General features: G+C 65.7%; 17 protein-coding genes. 3 read left to right on the plus strand and 14 right to left on the minus strand.

Annotated features, from left to right (window positions below; all coding sequences use genetic code 11):
• Window positions 1-6 precede the first annotated feature (6 nt).
• From AB7290_RS19250 to AB7290_RS19285, 8 genes are all read right to left on the minus strand, one after another.
• Window positions 7-948 (minus strand): GAF domain-containing protein, encoded by a 942-nt coding sequence (locus AB7290_RS19250; protein ID WP_085404584.1) that lies wholly within the window; start codon window positions 946-948, stop codon window positions 7-9.
• 222 nt (window positions 949-1170) lie between these two features.
• Window positions 1171-1605, minus strand: a complete 435-nt coding sequence (locus AB7290_RS19255; protein ID WP_063983046.1) for a hypothetical protein — start codon at window positions 1603-1605, stop codon at window positions 1171-1173.
• A gap of 192 nt (window positions 1606-1797) precedes the next feature.
• Window positions 1798-2019 carry a hypothetical protein gene (locus tag AB7290_RS19260; RefSeq protein ID WP_085404585.1) on the minus strand — a complete coding sequence of 74 codons (222 nt, stop codon included), beginning with the start codon at window positions 2017-2019 and terminating at the stop codon, window positions 1798-1800.
• 207 nt (window positions 2020-2226) lie between these two features.
• Window positions 2227-2928 carry a transcriptional repressor LexA gene (lexA, locus tag AB7290_RS19265; protein ID WP_014494969.1) on the minus strand — a complete coding sequence of 234 codons (702 nt, stop codon included), beginning with the start codon at window positions 2926-2928 and terminating at the stop codon, window positions 2227-2229.
• 176 nt (window positions 2929-3104) lie between these two features.
• Window positions 3105-4316: a molybdopterin molybdotransferase MoeA gene (locus tag AB7290_RS19270; protein WP_085404586.1), complete on the minus strand. Its 1212-nt coding sequence runs from the start codon at window positions 4314-4316 to the stop codon at window positions 3105-3107.
• Between the two features lie 231 nt (window positions 4317-4547).
• A complete protein-coding gene (locus AB7290_RS19275) occupies window positions 4548-4742 on the minus strand; it encodes a hypothetical protein (protein WP_063983049.1) in 195 nt (64 codons plus the stop codon).
• Between the two features lie 155 nt (window positions 4743-4897).
• Window positions 4898-5524, minus strand: coding sequence for an HAD family hydrolase (locus AB7290_RS19280; protein ID WP_085404587.1), 627 nt, complete (start codon window positions 5522-5524; stop codon window positions 4898-4900).
• Window positions 5525-5537: 13 nt separating this feature from the next.
• Window positions 5538-6671 carry an alpha-hydroxy acid oxidase gene (locus AB7290_RS19285; protein ID WP_085404588.1) on the minus strand — a complete coding sequence of 378 codons (1134 nt, stop codon included), beginning with the start codon at window positions 6669-6671 and terminating at the stop codon, window positions 5538-5540.
• 307 nt (window positions 6672-6978) lie between these two features.
• Here AB7290_RS19285 and AB7290_RS19290 point away from each other — a divergent pair, with 307 nt between their 5' ends.
• Window positions 6979-8316 (plus strand): S41 family peptidase, encoded by a 1338-nt coding sequence (locus tag AB7290_RS19290; protein WP_085404589.1) that lies wholly within the window; start codon window positions 6979-6981, stop codon window positions 8314-8316.
• A 91-nt stretch (window positions 8317-8407) separates the two neighbouring features.
• Here the strand turns inward: AB7290_RS19290 and AB7290_RS19295 are convergent, their stop codons facing one another.
• Entirely contained in the window at window positions 8408-11140 is a 2733-nt protein-coding gene (locus AB7290_RS19295; RefSeq protein ID WP_085404743.1) for a bifunctional diguanylate cyclase/phosphodiesterase, read from the minus strand.
• Between the two features lie 311 nt (window positions 11141-11451).
• On the opposite strand from AB7290_RS19295, the gene AB7290_RS19300 reads away from it, so the two are divergent.
• Window positions 11452-11616 (plus strand): Flp family type IVb pilin, encoded by a 165-nt coding sequence (locus tag AB7290_RS19300; protein ID WP_028149628.1) that lies wholly within the window; start codon window positions 11452-11454, stop codon window positions 11614-11616.
• Here AB7290_RS19300 and AB7290_RS19305 read toward each other — a convergent pair.
• On the minus strand, window positions 11597-12853 hold the full coding sequence (locus tag AB7290_RS19305) for an MFS transporter (protein WP_085404590.1): 1257 nt from the start codon (window positions 12851-12853) through the stop codon (window positions 11597-11599). The two genes, AB7290_RS19300 and AB7290_RS19305, sit on opposite strands and share 20 nt — an antisense overlap.
• On the minus strand, window positions 12850-14265 hold the full coding sequence (locus AB7290_RS19310; protein WP_085404591.1) for an amidase: 1416 nt from the start codon (window positions 14263-14265) through the stop codon (window positions 12850-12852). The genes AB7290_RS19305 and AB7290_RS19310 overlap by 4 nt, the downstream gene beginning before the upstream one ends.
• Before the next feature lie 139 nt (window positions 14266-14404).
• Here AB7290_RS19310 and AB7290_RS19315 point away from each other — a divergent pair, with 139 nt between their 5' ends.
• Window positions 14405-14998, plus strand: coding sequence for a CGNR zinc finger domain-containing protein (locus AB7290_RS19315; RefSeq protein WP_085404592.1), 594 nt, complete (start codon window positions 14405-14407; stop codon window positions 14996-14998).
• Window positions 14999-15010: 12 nt separating this feature from the next.
• Here AB7290_RS19315 and moaC read toward each other — a convergent pair whose 3' ends face one another.
• Genes moaC through trpD form a run of 3 tightly spaced genes read right to left on the minus strand, consistent with a single transcriptional unit; the run spans window position 15011 to window position 17370 of the window.
• Complete coding sequence (moaC, locus tag AB7290_RS19320; protein ID WP_085404593.1) at window positions 15011-15529, minus strand: cyclic pyranopterin monophosphate synthase MoaC; 519 nt, start codon at window positions 15527-15529, stop codon at window positions 15011-15013.
• Between the two features lies 1 nt (window position 15530).
• Window positions 15531-16349: an indole-3-glycerol phosphate synthase TrpC gene (trpC, locus tag AB7290_RS19325; protein WP_085404594.1), complete on the minus strand. Its 819-nt coding sequence runs from the start codon at window positions 16347-16349 to the stop codon at window positions 15531-15533.
• 7 nt (window positions 16350-16356) lie between these two features.
• Window positions 16357-17370, minus strand: coding sequence for an anthranilate phosphoribosyltransferase (gene trpD, locus AB7290_RS19330; RefSeq protein ID WP_085404595.1), 1014 nt, complete (start codon window positions 17368-17370; stop codon window positions 16357-16359).
• Window position 17371: the final 1 nt, after the last annotated feature.

The following is a 17371-nucleotide window of genomic DNA, read 5'->3' on the forward strand; positions in this document are numbered from 1 at the left end:
GACGGGTTACAGATACCAGGCCAGCACGGCGTCGAGCCTGGCGTTGCCGATCACCGGCAGGACGACCATCTGGCTCAGTCCAGAGGCGCAGGCCTGCAAGGCCGCGACCGAGCCGTCACGCGCGAGATCGTCGTTGAGCGCGGGCATGCCGGTGGCCCAGGCCCCGCCGATGCTGCCTTCGCCTTTGGCGATGGATTTCGCCGCATAAAGCGCGGCGAGGTCGGTCTGCCCGCTGCAATCGCCGGCGCGGAAGACCAGCGCCGAACGGGCCTCGTCCGGGACCCAGATCTCGAAGCGTCGCGCGATTGGCGTCGCCTGCGCGGAGAGGAATGTCAGCACCCAGGTCTGATCGGTGCCGGTCCGGTAGGGAACGCCGACGCCGAGATTGATTCCGACCTTGGCGGCGTCCTCCCAGCGCAGAAAACTCCTGGCATCGTGCAGATCCTTGATGATCAGCGGCAGGCCGGCTTTCCAGATGCGGCCGGGCAGGCCGAAGCCGCGCGGAAATCTGGTATGGCGGGAGTTGAATTCGAACATGTCGGCGGTGCCGTAATAGCCGTCGACGAGCGCCATCTCGTGGGAGGTTTCGGCATCGTTGTGCCAGAGCTCGATCGCGCCGACATGGGCCTCATCGTCGCCGCAGAACAGCACCATGACGGCTTGCAGGAATTCGCCTGAAAACACCGGCACCGCAACGCCGCAGGTCAGCCCGGCGGCGATGGCCTGATCGGTCCGCCTGAAATAGGAATCGGTGAATCTGGTGAGGATCACGGGGTGGCCGCTGGTCCAGGCCTTGCCGGGAAGCCCCTCGTCATATCCGAAATGCAGACCCTCGCTCACGTCCCTAAACGCGGACAACCCTTCGCCGTAGAGGCCGCCGCCGAATTCCAGCCGCATGCGCGTGCGGTCAGGCACCCAGAGTTCAACGACGCGAATGAAGGTCTTCATCGAACGTGCCCGCCGTCTCAAGCCGCACCAAGCATCGGCCATTTGGCTGCGGAACGGACGTTCAAAATTCAGGCAGGACAGCGCAAACTTCGTGCGGTGGAGACGCCACGGCTTGGTCCGCCCGATGGAGTTTCGCGGGACACAAACGACACCATCTCGCCGGCCTCGGCCGGCGATGGCGATTTCAATCCTGGCCCGACCTGCCGGCCGGGAATGGCTGCATCAGCCGATCGGCAGGCGGGTGATGGTTGTCCGGCTGTCGGTGATGGTCTGCGGCTTGTGCTCGCGCTCGCCGAGCGGCTGGGTCACCGGTAGCTGCAGCACGGTCGCACGCTGGCCTTCGACCAGCTGCGTCACCAGCACGGATTTGCCGTCGGGGAATTCGATCGCATCATGATGGCGATCGGGAATGTGCGGATCGATCTTGCCGAACTTGCCGACGCGCGAATTGACGGTGCGCGTCCAGATCCAGCGATTGTCGTAGCGGACGTTGTCGGCGAAGGCGAGCTCCGTCCCCGGGAGCAGGCAGACCGCGACGGTCGGATCGGCCGCGGAGGCAAAGCCGCGCGTCGAGGTGCCGCGGAAGGTTGTCGTGACGATCGTCTCGCCGACTTCGGCGGGACGCGACGCGACGGCATGCAGGCTGTAGTCACACATCGGGTGCTCCTCATGCAGGGATAGCGACCCACGTCTCTTAATCGAGGCGCAGGCCTCTATCAGAGTGGAAATACCAAACGTTCTGCCGGGTTGTAGGCAAATCTACGGCTCGCCGCCGCAGGCCGCAATCACATTAACTTTCCCGAATCCACCAGGAACAAAGCCCGCCCCTTTGCATTCTGCAGGCGCGTGTCAGCGCCCCGCAGGCGCCGACCAGCCGGAATATTGCCAGCCCGGCCGCGACGGTTGGTCGACGGCCTTGCGGACTTGCTCGCTTACGGCGGTGTCCTTGCGGACACGGGGCCGCGATTGCGCGGCCAAGGCTTGCACGGCCAAGGCTTGCACGGCCAAGGCTTGCGACGCTGATGCTGCGATCAGCGCCACAGCAATTTTGCTCGGAACGATCCGGCGCATGCATTCTCCTCGAACCTGAAGGCCGCGAAGCAGGGCTGCTTCGTGCGGCGTGCCGAGGATTTACCGTCGGAGGAGGGGCCGGATAATCTGCGCGAAACCAGAAAGACTATCCAGCGGAAGCGGACAATCGTCCGCTCCAATCTCGGATCAGCGATGCCGATCGAAAGAGCGCGGGGCGCCCAATAACCGATACCGGCACGTCCGGTATCAATACTTCCGGTACAGCCCGATCAGCTTGCCCTGGATCTTCACCCGGTTGGGCGGGAGGATGCGGACCTCATAGGCGGCGTTGGCGGGCTCGAGCGCGATCGAGGCGCCGCGGCGGCGGAAGCGCTTGAGCGTCGCCTCCTCGTCGTCGATCAGCGCCACCACGATATCGCCGGTATCGGCGCTCTCGTTGCGCTGGATCAGCGCCATGTCGCCGTCGAGAATGCCGGCCTCGACCATGGAATCGCCGCGCACTTCGAGCGCGTAATGTTCGCCCGAGCCGAGCATGTCAGGCGGTACGCTGATGGTGTGGCTGCGGGTCTGCAAGGCCTCGATCGGCGTGCCGGCCGCGATGCGGCCCATCACGGGGACCGCGACGGGGCGCTCGCCCTCGTCCGCCGGCGGGCTCGAAGTCGTGCGGACCTTGCCGAGATTGCCTTCGATGACGCTCGGTGTGAAGCCGCGGCGGCTGCCGGCGGCGGCCTGAAGCTCGGGCAGCTTGATCACCTCGATGGCGCGGGCCCGGTTGGGCAGGCGCCGGATGAAGCCGCGCTCCTCGAGCGCGGTGATCAGGCGATGGATGCCTGATTTCGAGCGCAGGTCGAGCGCGTCCTTCATCTCATCGAAGGAGGGCGGCACGCCGCTTTCCTTCAGCCGTTCGCTGATGAACCGCAGGAGCTCGTATTGTTTGCGCGTTAACATCTCGACCAAAATCCCCCGGTTGATGTCGTTCGATTCCGAGACGCTGAATTCAGCAGTAAGCCGCTACATTCTCGAAACAAATCATGAACGGACACTATATGTTCGATACATGTTCCGCAACTGCTTAATTTACCGTGAACGCGACAAAGTTCGCGGAACGCACGCGAACGAAGCGATCACACGGGCAGCCGCAAGACCTCGCAAGGCGTGCCGGCTTCGGCCTTCGGCGCGAATGGCGCGCGCACGAGAAGTGCCTGTGCCGCAGCAAGATTCGCAAGCAGCGAGGAATCCTGGTGATTGACCGGAAGGGCGACGAGCGTGCCGTCGTCGCGCAGCTCGAGGCGTGCGCGCAGGTAATCCTCGCGCTGGTCATTGGCGCCGACATCGCGGCCGAGCACCGCGCGTTCGCGGCGGTGATGAATCATCGAACGGCCCGAAAGCGCGCGAATCAACGGCACCATGAACAGGAAGCCGCAAACGTAAGATGACACGGGATTGCCGGGCAGGCCGATCACACGCATCGCGCCGAGCCGCCCGTTCATCATCGGCTTGCCCGGCCGCATCGCGATCTTCCAGAACGCCATCGAGATACCTTCGTCCCTCAGCGCCTGCTGGACCAGATCGTGGTCCCCGACCGACGCGCCGCCGGTCGTGATCAGGATGTCCGCGCCGCTCTCCCGCGCGCGGCCGATGCCGGCCGTGGTGGCCTCCAGCGTGTCGGCGGCAACCCCGAGGTCGATGGTATCGGCGCCCTCGCTGCGGGCGAGCGCGTGCAGGGCATAACCGTTGGAATAGACGATCTGGCCGTGACCCGGCGTCGTACCCGGAATCACCAGCTCGTCGCCGGTGGCGAGGATCGCGACCTTCGGGCGTCGCCGGACCGGCAGTTGCGGGTAATTCATGCCGGCGGCGAGCGCGAGGTCGCGCTCGGTGAGCCGGGCCCCTTTGCGCAGCAGCACGTCGCCTTCCGAGAAGTCGACGCCGGCGGGGCGGATGTGCCGCCCCGTTACGGCGGCTTCCTTGATGGTGATGCGCTTGCCGTCCGCGATCGTGTCCTCCTGGATCACGACCGCATCAGCGCCATCGGGAACGACACCGCCGGTGAAGATACGCACGGCCTCGCCGGCGCCGACCGATCCCGCAAACGGTCGGCCCGCCGCGACCTCGCCGATCAGGGTGAGCTGGGAGTCGATCTGCGCCGCATCGACCGCGCGCACCGCATAGCCGTCCATTGCCGACATCGCCTGCGGCGGCTGCGTGCGCCGCGCCGCGACGTCGCGCGCCAGCACGCGGTGGAAGGCCGCGTCGAGCGCGATCATCTCTTCAGGCAGCGGCTCTGCGCCCGCCAGCACCGCAGCGAGCGCGTCGGAAACCGGCATCAGGGCCACGGGTGAAAACTCCTGCTGGGCCCGTTCGGGCAAATCGGCGGCGAGAGTTCTAGCCGAGTGCAGGCGCAGAGGCAAAACAGTGGCCGCGCAGGATGATTTATCCTGCGTCATCCGCTCTGCGATGAAGGGTGAGCATCAAGTCCGCCGCGGCATGATCCAGAAGGCGAGACAGACCGGTACGAGGATGGCCATGGCGAGGACGAGAAGGACGAGAGCCACGGCCAGCATCGGTCAGCCCCCCGGCTGCTTGTACGGACTGACGTCCGGCGCTGCGGGGCCCTGATCCTTGTCAGGCAGCGGGTCGGCCTGGGATTTCAGGTCGGCGGCCTTGCTGATCAGTTTTGCGGAAAGGTCAGAATCCGAGGTGGTTCTGGCGAATTTCATCAGCAGAGAGGCCTGCTTGGTGAGGTAGGTTTTGCCCAACACGACGATAAGCCCGATGTAGAATTCCCAACGGACTCATGAGTCCTGAGAGGGGCAATCGTTCCGGGAACTCTGTATAAAAATGCACAAAGGGACTTGGTTCCTCGCCCCCGGGCAAAATAGTTCCATTCGCGGCCCGTCGGCTTGCCGGCCAGAGATCAGATTCCGAGCGCCTTGAGGGCGTTCCCGACGTCGCGGGGCGAGGTCACGTGGACCGTGGTCAGGCCGCGCGACCGCGCTCCTTCGATGTTCTCGGCAAGATCGTCGAAGAACACGATGCGGTTCACCGGCACGCCGATCGCGGCCACGACATGGTCGAAGGCCTCCACATCCGGTTTGCGCAGGCCGATGCTGGACGACAGATACAGCTCGCGGAAATGGCCGAGCAGGCCGGCATATTCCTTCGAGAAGTGGTCGACATGCGGCCGATTGGTGTTGGAGAAGGCGTAGAGCGGCAACTGCTGTGCCGCACGCGGCAGCAGCTCGGCGATGTCGGGCATCTCGCCGGCGAAGATCGCGTTCCAGCCCTCCAGGAACTGCGCGTCCGAGATGCCGATCCCGAGCGAGACGCGCAGCGAGTCGAAATAGGCCTCGTCGCTGATCTTGCCGACCTCGTGCAGCCGGTAGGCTTCGCTGTCCCGCACGTAGCGCGCGACGATGGCTTCCGGCTTGCAGCCGGCATGTCCCGCCCAGCAGGCGATCGCCTTGGAGAAATCGATGTCGAGCACGACGCGCCCGAGATCGAACAGGAGCGCGTCCGCGCTGCCGGGAGAGAGCGAGCTCATTGCATCCTTTCACTCAATATCGATAGGGGTCGTGGTCGAACAGCGGGAACGCGCTGAACACGCTCGGCGCATTCGTTGCGGTCGCCTGGTGCAGGCAGGACTTGTCGACCTCGGCGAACGAGGTGGCGCCCAAGAGGCCGAGGCAGCGCAGCACCTCGTCCTCGAGCAGCTCCAGCATTCGCCTCACGCCGGCCTCGCCGGCCGCGGCCAATGCCCAGCATTGCAGCCGGCCGATGCCGACCATGTCCGCGCCCGCCGCGATCGCCTTGACGATGTCGGTGCCGCGGCAGAAGCCGCCGTCGACCATGATCTTGGCGCGTCCCTTCACGGCCTCGGCGATCTCGGGCAGCACATGCATGGCACCGCGGCCGTGATCGAGCTGGCGGCCGCCATGGTTGGAGACGTAGATCCACTCCACGCCGTGATCGACCGCGATCCGGGCGTCCTCGGCGGTGGCGATGCCCTTCAGGATGAGCGGGATCTTGAACTTGTCCTTGATCATCTTCACGGTCCGCCACTCCAGGCCCTTCTGGTAATCGCCGCCGGTGGCGCGCAGGCGGCTCTCGCGAACATAGCGCTTGGCAATGTCACGTTCGCGACGGCTGTAATGGGCGGTATCAACGGTCAGGCAGAAGGCGGCGTAGGCGTTCTTCTCGCTCCGGCTGACGACATCGGCGACGAAATCGTCGTCGCCGCGCACATAGAGTTGATAGAGCCGCAGCGCATCAGGGGCGGCCTCGGCGGTCTTCTCCAGGCCGGGCTCGGACACCGAGCTCAGCATGTGCGCCGCGCCGAAGGTGCCGCAGGCGCGGGCGACGCTCGCCGCGCCATCCGGATCGAAGATCTCCAGTGCGCCGACAGGGGCCAGCACCACCGGCAGCCGCATCCGGCGCCCGAACAGCTCGACCGAGCCGTCGACCTCGCGGACGTCGCGCAGCACGCGCGGCCGGAAGGCGATCTCGTCCAGCGCCATGCGGTTGCGGCGCATCGTGGTCTCGGTCTCGGCGGCGCCGACGATATAGTCCCAGGCGTTCTGGTTGAGGTTGGCGCGCGCCTTGCGGATGAATTCGTGCAGGTTTTGGAATGGCTCGGCGCTGGCGCCGAGTTCGACGCTCCTTTCCGGCCGGATGCGGGGCGCGTCATTCATTGTTGTCCTCCCGAGAATTTGAAGCGTTATTGTCATCGCCTATCGTGTCCGGCCCTCCAAAACCATCCTAAAATCGCATAGCTGAGAGGCGTGGGCCGGCCGGCCGATTCCCGCGTTGCGCGAAACGGTTTCGGAACGTTGCCAAAAGTTTAGGCCCGGGCGAAGGGATTTTTACGATGTACCCGCCAGCGTGGCGTCCCGGCCTTGAAGAAACCAGAATGGTATTGTGAACAGCGGGCTGGATCGCCATTTGCATGGCGCCTCACAAGCCCAAAGCAAAGCTCCAAGCAAGAAGGCCAGTCTATCCATGCGGAAAAACCTGCTGTTCCCCCTGGGCGCACTCACGGGAGCGTGTCTAACCCTTCTGGTCGCCAGCCCGCACGGTGGAGTATGGGCGGCACGGGCGGCAGCGAGCGCGGATGATGCCTATTCCCGGCTCAATCTGTTCGGCGAAGTGTTCGAGCGGGTGAAGGCGAGCTATGTCGAGAAGCCCGACAATTCCAAGCTGATTGAGGGTGCGATCACCGGCATGGTGACCTCGCTCGACCCACATTCACGCTACATGAACGACAAGGCCTGGACCGAGATGCAGGAGACCACCTCCGGCGAGTTCGGCGGGCTCGGCATCGAGGTCACGATGGAGGACGGCCTGGTCAAGGTCGTCTCGCCGATCGACGACACGCCGGCGTCCAAGGCCGGGATCATGTCCGGCGACCTCATCAGCAAGATCGACGGCGATGCCGTGCAGGGCATGACGCTCGAGCAGGCCGTCAACAAGATGAAGGGGCCGGTCGATACCCAGACCAAGCTCACCATCGTGCGCAAGGGCGCCGACGCTCCGCTCGACGTCGCGATCAAGCGCGAGATCATCCATGTGCGTCCGGTGCGCTTCCACGTCGAGAACGGCGACATCGGCTATATCCGCGTCACCTCGTTCAACGAGCAGACCACCGACGGCCTGAAGAAGGCGATCGCGTCGATCTCCAAGGACGTTCCGCCGGAGAAGCTGGTCGGCTACGTGATGGACCTGCGCAACAATCCGGGCGGCTTGCTCGACCAGGCCGTCTCGGTGTCGAGCGCCTTCCTTCAGCGCGGCGAGGTCGTCTCGACCCGCGGCCGCAATCCCGAAGAGACCCAGCGCTTCACCGCCCATGGCGGCGACCTCACCAAGGGCAAGCCGCTGGTGATTCTGGTCAATGGCGGCTCGGCTTCGGCCTCGGAGATCGTCGCCGGCGCGCTGCATGACCACAAGCGTGCCACGATCATCGGCACGCGCTCGTTCGGCAAGGGCTCGGTGCAGACCATTATTCCGCTCGGCGCCGGCAATGGCGCGCTGGCGCTGACCACGGCGCGCTATTACACGCCGTCGGGCCGCTCGATCCAGGCCCAGGGCATCGCGCCCGACATCGAGATCCTGCAGGACGTGCCACCCGAGCTGAAGGGCCGGATGGATACGATGGCGGAGTCGCAGATGCGCGGCCATCTGCAGGCCGCCGACGGCACCGAGCAGACCGGATCGCAGTCCTACGTCCCGCCGGAAGAGAAGGACGACAAGGCCCTGCATGCGGCCTACGACTTCCTGCACGGCGTGACCGCGAATGCGGTCGCCGCCAAGCCTGCGCCGAAGGCGGCGGTACCGAACTAAAGCCTTACGACGTCCAGATATCGCCCGGGAGCGGATGACCGCTCCCGGGCGAATTCGTGCGGTGACGCTTCCAATTGTTGGGAAGACCGCACTAGCTGGCCTCGCGGCGCCGGCCTTCCTCGCCGCCGCGCTGGGCGAGGCGGCTGCGATGCAGCGCGAACAGCTCCAACACCTTGTCGGCCGGTTTTGCGGCACTGAACAGATAGCCCTGCATCTCGGAGCAGCCGAGCGCACGGAGCAGGCGCTGCTGCTCCTCGGTCTCGACGCCCTCGGCCGTGGTGGTCATGCGGCGGGCGGCAGCCAGGTTGACGACGGCCTGCACGATGCTGGCGGAGCCGTCGGGACCGGCGATGTCGCTGACGAAGCAGCGGTCGATCTTGATCTTGTCGAACGGGAAGCGGTGCAGATAGCTCAGCGAGGAGTAGCCGGTGCCGAAATCGTCGAGCGCGATCCGCACGCCGATGGCGCGGAGCTGGTGCAGGATCGCAAGCGCGGTGTCGTCGTCGCGGATCAGCACGGCCTCGGTGATCTCGAGCTCGAGCCGGCTCGCCGGCAAATTGGAGGCGGCAAGGGCCGCCATGATCTTCAGCGCCAGCGTGCCGCTCTTGAACTGCACCGGCGAGACGTTGACGGCGAGGCGGATGTCGTCGGGCCAGTTGGCGGCATCGCGGCAGGCCGTGGCCAGCACCCATTCGCCGATCTCGTTGATCAGGCCGGTGTCTTCGGCGATCGGGATGAACTCGGCGGGCGAGACCATGCCGCGTTCGGGATGGCGCCAGCGCACCAGCGCCTCGCAGCCGGTGATCCGGTCGTCCTTCAGGGCGAGGCAGGGCTGGTAGTAGACCTCGAGCCCGCCTTCGAGCCCACCTTGGGCGATGGCATGGCGCAGATCGATCTCGAGCTGCCGGCGCTCCTGGACCTTGGCGTCCATCTCCGGCTCGAAGAAGCGATAGGTGCGGCGTCCGGCGGCCTTGGCGGCATACATCGCCATGTCCGCGTTCTTCAGGATCTGGTCCAGCGCGGTGCCGTGTCGTGGCGCCAGCGCGATGCCGATACTGGCGTCCGTGGTGAGATGATGGCCCATGCAGTCGAACGGCGCGCGGATGGCCTGGAAGACCCGCGCGACGAGCTCGTTGACCTGCTCCAACGACGTCACCGCGCTCTGTACGATGGCGAATTCGTCGCCGCCGAGCCGCGCCACGAAGTCCTGCGGACCCGCGCAGCGGCTGAGGCTCGTCGCGATCGATTTCAACAGCTCGTCGCCGACGAGATGGCCGAGCGCGTCGTTGACGCCCTTGAACTCGTCGATGTCGATGTAATACACCGCGATCTCTTCGCCACCGGCGATGGCGGCGAGCTCCGCGCGTAGATGCTCGTGGAACATGGTGCGGTTGGGCAGGTCGGTCAGCGCGTCGTAATGGGCGAGGTGGGTGATGCGCTCCTCGATGCGTCGGCGCTCGGTGACGTCTTCGTGGGTCGCCACCCAGCCGCCGTCCGCGAGCGGCTCGTTGAGGATGTGGATCGAGCGCCCGTCGGAGGTGTCGACCACCATGGAGTTACGCACATGGATGTCGCGCAGCACACGGACGACATAGTCGCCGATGTCGCCAGTGAACGAGCCGGTCGCCTTGCGGTGGGCGATGATGTCGTGGAAGCTGGAGCCGGGCTTCACCACCTCGGCTAACAGGCCGTACATCTCGATGTAGCGCTGGTTGCAGATCACCAGCCGCTGCTCGGCGTCGAACAGCAGCAGGCCCTGCGTCATGTTGTTGACGGCGCGGTCGAGGCGTTGCTTCTCCAGCGTCAGCCGCTCGCGGGAGGCGCGGTGCTGCTCCAGCAGCTTGCGCACGATCGCGATCAGCACGCCCGCGATGGCGAGCGCGGAGGCGCCCGCAACCGACATCAGGATGCCGATCTGCTCGCGCCAGTCCGTCAGCGCCGCCGCGCGCGTTGTGGTGGCCATCATCAGGATCGGGAAGTGGGGCAGGGCACGCGAGGAGATCAGGCGGTCTTCTCCGTCGACGGGGCTCATGATGCGGCCGGCGAAGTGATCGACCCCGAAGATCCTCTGCTGCTCGAACGGGCCGGTCTTGAAATTCCTGCCCATCTGCTCGCTGGAATGGGGATAGCGAGCGAGCAGCGTGCCGTCGCGATGCAGCATCGAGATCGTGGCGCCTTCGCCGAGCACGACGGAGGCGAAGAACTTCTCGAAATTGGCCGGTTCGATGCCGCGTCCGACCACGCCCATGAACTCGCCGTTCGGTCCCACGATCTTGCGCACGATCAGGATGGTCCAGGCGCCGGAGACGCGGCTGTGCACCGGCTCGATCAGCACGTTCGGCGAGTAAGGATCGTATTTGAAAGTGCGAAGATAGGCGCGATCGGCGACGTTCACTTTGGGGGCCGGCCACGCCGTCGACGAGTTGATGAGATTGCCTTCGGCATCGATGATGTTGACGCCGCCCATGTAGGGCAGCGCCTCGATCTTCGAGCGCAGCATCCGGTGGACGTCCTGGCCGGAGAGGCGCTTGCGATAGTCCTCGGCGCTTGCGATGCCGGTTGCGCGGACGTGGTCGACGAAATCCTTCTGGATGACCGCGAAATCCTGCAACTGCTGATCGAAATGATGAGCGAGCAGAAGGACGGTGTTCTCCAGCTCGCGGCCGCTGTTGCGCAGCGCGCGCTCTCGGAAATTCTGCGCCATCAGGACCGAGCCAATGGCGATGGCCGCGATCAGCAACGTGCCGCCCACCACCAGCCAGCGGATCGGTCCGCTGCGCACGAAGACCTGGTCAAACAGGCGACTGCCGTATTTCGTCATCATGTCGATCGTTGCCGCGCACACGTCAGGATCGCTTCTTGATCCCGAGAACATCCGTTGGTTTACGGAAACGATATGGAGGCGAAGTTAGGAAGCGCGGTTAATGCGACATGAACGGCCGCGTACAAAAGCAATCGATGCGCGCGACGCAAGACGTGCAGGAATTGCCGGACGCTCTCGCGATGCCGGTCAATTCCTGCCGGTCGTGCCACGGTCAACCAAGGCTTAACCATCTAAGATGTTGGCGATCCACAAGTCGGCATTGGCACGTGATTTGCGAACATGCCTGCCGACGACACAGAGAGGACACGACGATGACAAACACCTTGAAGAACTTCCTCGCCGACGAGCGTGGTGCGACCGCGATCGAATACGGCCTGATTGCCGCCGGCATCGCGCTGGCCATCATTTCCGTCGTGAACGGCATGGGCTCCAAGCTCAACGCCAAATTCGGGTCGATCAGCTCTTCGCTGCGCTGATCGCGTGGGCTCCGCCGCGCGCCAGTATCGTCACCACGATCAGCGCCGCGACGACGTTCGCCGCGGCGCTGATCAGGATCGGCAAGGTATAGCTGTGGTTGACGTCGTAGGCGAAGCCGGCCGCACTCGGGCCAACCAGCGTGCCGAACGCCACGCTGGTGTAGAGAATACCGATGATTCCGCTGACGTTGCGTCCGCCAAAATAGTCCATGACGACAGCGGGCAGCACCGCGACCCAGCCGCCGTAGAACACGCCGTAGACGAAGGCAAAAGCGGCGAGGGTCCAGACATCGGCGGCGATGGCCCAGATCGCCATCGCGAACGCCATTCCGACCAGGACCATGATGAGTGAGCGGTCGCGGCCCATCCGGTCGGCGAGCGCGCCGAGAAAGAAGCGGCCTGCGGTGCTGCCGGCCCCGATCACGCCGAGCAGCAGTACTGCAGAGGACGCCGCGACTCCGTGGTCGCGCGCGTAAGGCACGAGATGGACGAACGGGACGAAGGCGCCGAACGAGCAGACCAGACACGATACGTAGAGGGCGATAAACCGCGTCGACCGGACGGCCTCGCGCACCGAAGCGCCGCCGGCATTGCTTGCGCCCGCGGCCTCGCGAGGCGGATCGCCGTCGGGTCCGAGGCCGCGGTGCTTCGGATCGTTCTCGATCAGCAGCGACGCTCCGCCGCCCAGCACCAGCGCGATCGCGCCCAGCACCAGATAGGCGCCGCGCCAGCCCACCGATGCGATCAACAATGAGGCGAGCGGCGGCATCGCCAGCGTACCGAGCCCGATGCCGCTCACCGCGAGCCCGGAGGCAAAGCCGCGGCGCTTGACGAACCAGCGTTGCACCGCGCCGATCGCGGGAACATAGGCGCAGCCGAGGCCGAGGCCGACGCCCAGCCCGTAGGCGAGATAGACCTCGACAAGGGAACGCGCTGCGCTCGCCGCCGCAAGTCCGACCGCGATCAGGATCATGCCGGCTATGGCCAGCGGACGCGAGCCGAGCCGGTCGGCGAGGGGGCCGCTGACGAGTCCGAGCGCGAAGTACAGAAAGCCCGCAATCGAAAACACGAGCGAGATCGAACCGCGCGAGGCGCCGAAATCGCGCTGGAGCGGCTCCAGAAATGCGCTGAACGTGTAGGCGGAGCCGAAGCCGACGAACATGACGGCGAATGCCGCTGCGACGACGAACCAGCCATGGAAAATGCTTCGCTGAACGAGCGTGGATTGAACGGTCAATGCTGCCTCCGCGAGCTGAGGGAAGGATGGCGACGATGCCAGGACGTGGCACGCTGGAACGCCGCGCCGGCGCGCACGAGCATGGCCTCGTCGAGATGAGCGGCGACGAGCTGGAACGCGATCGGCAGTCCGTCGGCCGATGCACCACCTGGTAGCGTGATCGTGGGATGACCGGTCATGTCGAACGGGCAGGTGTAGCGCTGCAGCTTGGCGATGAGATCCGGCTGCTCGCCGAGCGTCTGGATCATGGCGAGCGTCACCGGCGGGAACGGGTGTACCGGGATCAGCAGCAGGTCAATGGTCTCGAACAGCGAGGTGACGCGGCCGCGCAGCGCCAGCCGCCGCAGCAGGATCTTCTGATGATCGAGAGCGGAGAGCGCGCGACCGGCCTCGATCAGCGAGGCGAGCATCGGGCCGTACTCGTTCTTGCGGGCAGGATAGGTCGCCTCGTGCGCGACCGCAGCCTCCACCGCACAATTCGGTGTCCAGTCGGCAATCGCCTGCATGACGTCGGGAAATCTGACATCGACGATGCCGGCGCCGAGCGCACGGAACGCATCGATGGCGTCCGCCAGCACGTGCTGTGTCTTAACGTCCACGTCGTCGCTGTTCCAGGCGGCATCGACGCCGATCCGCAAGCTTCGCACGTCCTGTGCGGCCGCGGCCAGATAGTCGGGCACCGGATTGAACACCGAGGTGGGGTCGTTGGGGTCGTGTCCGGCAATGACGCCGAGCAGCGCGCCCGCATCGGCCGCGCTGCGGCCGATCGGTCCGACATGGTCGAGCGTCGCGGCCAGCTCGAAGGCGCCGTGTCGGCTGACGCGACCCCAGCTCGGCTTCAATCCGGTCAGCCCGTTGGCGGCGCAGGGCCAGCGGATCGAACCGCCGGTGTCGGAGCCGAGCGAGCCGAAGCAAAGCCCGGCAGCGGTTGCGACCGCCGAGCCACTGGACGAAATGCCCGGCCAGTAACTCGCATTCCACGGATTCTTCGGCGGCGTCACCAATGGATGGTGATCGGAATAGGCGCCCTCGGTGAGTTGCAGCTTGCCGAGTATCACGGCGCCTGCGTCCTTGAGCCGGCGCACGACGGTTGCGTCTTCGTGGGGACGAAAGTCGCGATGAAGCATGGTGCCGGCCGCCGTCGGAATGCCCCTGGTCCAGAACAGGTCCTTGAGCGCAATCGGCACGCCATGCAGCGGCCCCCGATACCGGCCCTGGGCGATTTCGGCGTCCGCGGCTTTTGCCTCGGCGATGGCCGTTTCTGCCATCACGTGAACGTAGCTGCCGAGATCCCGGTCCATGGCGTCGATACGGTCGAGTTGCGCGCGCGTCACGTCCAGCGCGGAGATGTCGCGCGCCTTGAGGCGTGCTGCGAGCGCGGTGAGTTCGAGATAGTGCAGGGCGTCGGCCATCGGTTCGGGGTCTCCGTTCTGGTGATCGCAATGGGCGCTCGATCCCGAAGGATTCGACACTAGTATAATTAGGATACAGGTGTCGCTTGCTGTCAACCAGTAAATCTGTTTTACTGGTGTTCCAATCTTTGGTGTCCCGATGTCGAAAGAGTCTCGCAAATTCCAGGTTCCCGACACGCTGGCGAACGTCTACGATTTCGCCAACACGCTCGATGTTCGCCACTTCATGCATTTCGGCGTGGAGCACCCGGAGAGCGATGAGCTTGGCGGGCCGAAGGAACTTGCGGACTGGATGCGGGAACGCGGCCTTGGCGCCGAAGGCGGGCGTGTCACGCCCGCGATGTTTGAGACCGCGCTAAGACTGCGCGGCGCCTTGCGCGCCTATCTGCAATGTGAGCCCGCCGAGCGGCCCCGGAACAGGAGCGTTCTCGGCACGCTCAATGAGGCGCTCGCGCCGTTTCCGTTGCGGGTGGAGGCGCGCGCAGGCCGTGGCGCGATGCTGTCGGCAGCGCGCGAGGATGCTCTCGCAGGCCTGTCGGCGATCGCGATCGAGCTCCATGACGCAACGCTTGTGGGAACGCTGGACCGGCTGAAGATGTGCGCGTCGGAGGAATGCCGCCGGGTGTTCTTCGACCGGTCGAAACCATCGACGCGGCGGTGGTGCATGTCGACGTTGTGCGGCAACCGGATGAAGACGCGCGCCTATCGCGAGCGGCAGCGCGAGACGAAATAGATCACGCGGCGCTCAGGCGCGGTAGTGGCCCGACTTGCCGCCGAGCTTCTCGACCAGATGGATGCCCTCGATGCGCACGCCGCGTTCGACCGCCTTGATCATGTCGTAGATGGTGAGGCAGGCGACCGACACCGCCGTGAGCGCCTCCATCTCGACGCCGGTCGGGCCCGTCACCTTCACGCTGGCGCGGACGAGGCAGCCCGGCAGTTTCGGGTCGGGCTCGATGTCGACGGTGACCTTCGACAGCGCGAGGGGATGACAGAGCGGGATCAGCTCCGAGGTGCGTTTGGCGGCCATGATGCCGGCGATGCGCGCGGTGCCGAGCACGTCGCCTTTCTTGGCGTTGCCCGAGACGATGAGATCAAGGGTCGCCTTGGTCATGACGACGTGGCCTTCGGCGACCGCGAGCCGCTCGGTCGCGGGCTTGTCCGACACGTCCACCATCCGCGCCTCGCCGGAGGCGCCGATATGGGTGAGGGCAGGGCCGGCTTTCGTCTTGGATTGCCTGGCCTTGGCGGGCTTGCGCGCCATGTCAGCGCGTACTCGTCGCGCGCGCAGTCTCACGCGCGAGCAGCGTGCGCGTGGCGGCGGTCACGTCGGCTTGCCGCATCAGGCTCTCGCCGACCAGGAAGGTCGACATGCCGACGCGCTCGAGCCGGGCGAGATCGGCGGGCGTGAAGATGCCGCTCTCGCCGACCATCAGCCGTTCCGCTGGGATCAGCGGCGCTAGCGTCTCGCTGGTTGCGAGCGTGGTCTCGAAGGTGCGCAAATTGCGGTTGTTGACGCCGATCATCGGCGAACGCAGCTTCAGCGCGCGGTCGAGCTCGGCGCGGTCGTGGATTTCGATCAGCACGTCCATGCCGTAGGCGAGGGCTGCGTCCTCGAGATCCTTGGCGGTGGCATCGTCGAGCGCGGCCATGATGATCAGGATGCAGTCGGCGCCATGCGCGCGCGCCTCAATCACCTGATAGGTGTCGAACATGAAATCCTTGCGCAACACCGGGAGCGACGTCGCCGCGCGCGCCGCCACCATGAAGTCGAGATGGCCCTGGAACGAGGGCGTGTCGGTTAGCACCGACAGACAGGCCGCACCGCCGGCCTCGTAGGCCTTGGCGAGCAGCGGCGGATCGAAATCGGCGCGGATCAGCCCCTTCGACGGCGAGGCTTTCTTGACCTCGGCAATCAGCGCGTAGTCGCCGCTGGCGTGCTTGGCCTCGATCGCGCGCACGAAGCCGCGTGGGGCTCCTTGTGCCTTGGCTTTGGCCTCGACTTCCGAGAGCGGCTGCGCGCGCTTGGCGGCTGCGATCTCTTCGCGCTTGTAGGCTTCGATCTTGGTCAGGATGTCAGACATGTCAGGTTCAGCCGTTCGAGACCGCGATCAGATGCTTCAGCCGCGCACTCGCCGCGCCGCTGTCGAGCGACTTCGCGCCGATCGCAACGCCCTCCTTGAGGTCCTTGGCGCGGCCGGCCACGACCAGCGCGGCGGCGGCGTTGATCAGCGCGACGTCACGATAGGGGCTCGGCTTGCCGTCGAGCACGCTTTGCAAGGCGATCGCATTGGCGTCGGCGTCGCCGCCCCTGAGCGCACCGGGATCGCAGCGCGGCAGGCCGGCGTCCTCCGGCGTCACCTCGAAATTCCGGATCTCGTCATTGTGGAGCGCGGAGACGAAGGTCGGGCCGGTGAGGGTGATCTCGTCGAGACCGTCGGAGCCATGCACCACCCAGGCGGATTCCGAGCCGAGGTTTTTCAGCACCTGCGCAAGCGGCTGCACCCATTGCCGCGAGAACACGCCGACCATCTGGCGCTTGACGCCGGCCGGGTTGGACAGGGGGCCGAGCAGATTGAAGATCGTGCGTGTCGCAAGCTCGACCCGGGTCGGGCCGACGTTCTTCATCGCCGGATGGTGGGCAGGGGCGAACATGAAGCCGATGCCGCATTCGCGCACACAGCGGCCGACCTGCTCGGGCCTGAGGTCGATTTTCACGCCGAGCGACGCCAGCACGTCGGCGGCGCCCGAGCGTGACGACAGCGCACGGTTGCCGTGCTTGGCCACCGGCAGGCCGGTGCCCGAGACGATGAAGGACGCGCAGGTCGAGACGTTGACCGAGCCGGAGCCGTCACCACCGGTGCCGACAATGTCGACGGCGTCCGCGGGCGCGTCGACCGTGAGCATCTTGGAGCGCATCGCCGAGACCGCGCCGGTGATTTCGTCCACGGTCTCGCCGCGCACCCGCAGCGCCATCAGCAGGCCACCCATCTGCGAGGGTGTGGCCTCGCCGGACATCATGGCGTCGAAGGCGGAAGCCGCTTCGTCACGCGACAGGCTGGCGCCGGTCGCCACTTTTCCAATGATCGATTTCAGGTCGTCCATC

Origin of the sequence: Bradyrhizobium sp. 613_E4_N2_2, assembly GCF_052075995.1 — a bacterium.
Lineage (GTDB): Bacteria > Pseudomonadota > Alphaproteobacteria > Rhizobiales > Xanthobacteraceae > Bradyrhizobium > Bradyrhizobium barranii.

Coding starts and splice junctions, on each gene's coding strand:
- AB7290_RS19250 (WP_085404584.1), bottom strand. CDS start 948: ATGAAGACCTTCATTCGCGTCGTTGAACTCTGGGTGCCTGACCGCACG.
- AB7290_RS19255 (WP_063983046.1), bottom strand. CDS start 1,605: ATGTGTGACTACAGCCTGCATGCCGTCGCGTCGCGTCCCGCCGAAGTC.
- AB7290_RS19260 (WP_085404585.1), bottom strand. CDS start 2,019: ATGCGCCGGATCGTTCCGAGCAAAATTGCTGTGGCGCTGATCGCAGCA.
- lexA (WP_014494969.1), bottom strand. CDS start 2,928: ATGTTAACGCGCAAACAATACGAGCTCCTGCGGTTCATCAGCGAACGG.
- AB7290_RS19280 (WP_085404587.1), bottom strand. CDS start 5,524: ATGAGCTCGCTCTCTCCCGGCAGCGCGGACGCGCTCCTGTTCGATCTC.
- AB7290_RS19285 (WP_085404588.1), bottom strand. CDS start 6,671: ATGAATGACGCGCCCCGCATCCGGCCGGAAAGGAGCGTCGAACTCGGC.
- AB7290_RS19290 (WP_085404589.1), top strand. CDS start 6,979: ATGCGGAAAAACCTGCTGTTCCCCCTGGGCGCACTCACGGGAGCGTGT.
- AB7290_RS19295 (WP_085404743.1), bottom strand. CDS start 11,140: ATGATGACGAAATACGGCAGTCGCCTGTTTGACCAGGTCTTCGTGCGC.
- AB7290_RS19300 (WP_028149628.1), top strand. CDS start 11,452: ATGACAAACACCTTGAAGAACTTCCTCGCCGACGAGCGTGGTGCGACC.
- AB7290_RS19310 (WP_085404591.1), bottom strand. CDS start 14,265: ATGGCCGACGCCCTGCACTATCTCGAACTCACCGCGCTCGCAGCACGC.
- AB7290_RS19315 (WP_085404592.1), top strand. CDS start 14,405: ATGTCGAAAGAGTCTCGCAAATTCCAGGTTCCCGACACGCTGGCGAAC.
- moaC (WP_085404593.1), bottom strand. CDS start 15,529: ATGGCGCGCAAGCCCGCCAAGGCCAGGCAATCCAAGACGAAAGCCGGC.
- trpC (WP_085404594.1), bottom strand. CDS start 16,349: ATGTCTGACATCCTGACCAAGATCGAAGCCTACAAGCGCGAAGAGATC.
- trpD (WP_085404595.1), bottom strand. CDS start 17,370: ATGGACGACCTGAAATCGATCATTGGAAAAGTGGCGACCGGCGCCAGC.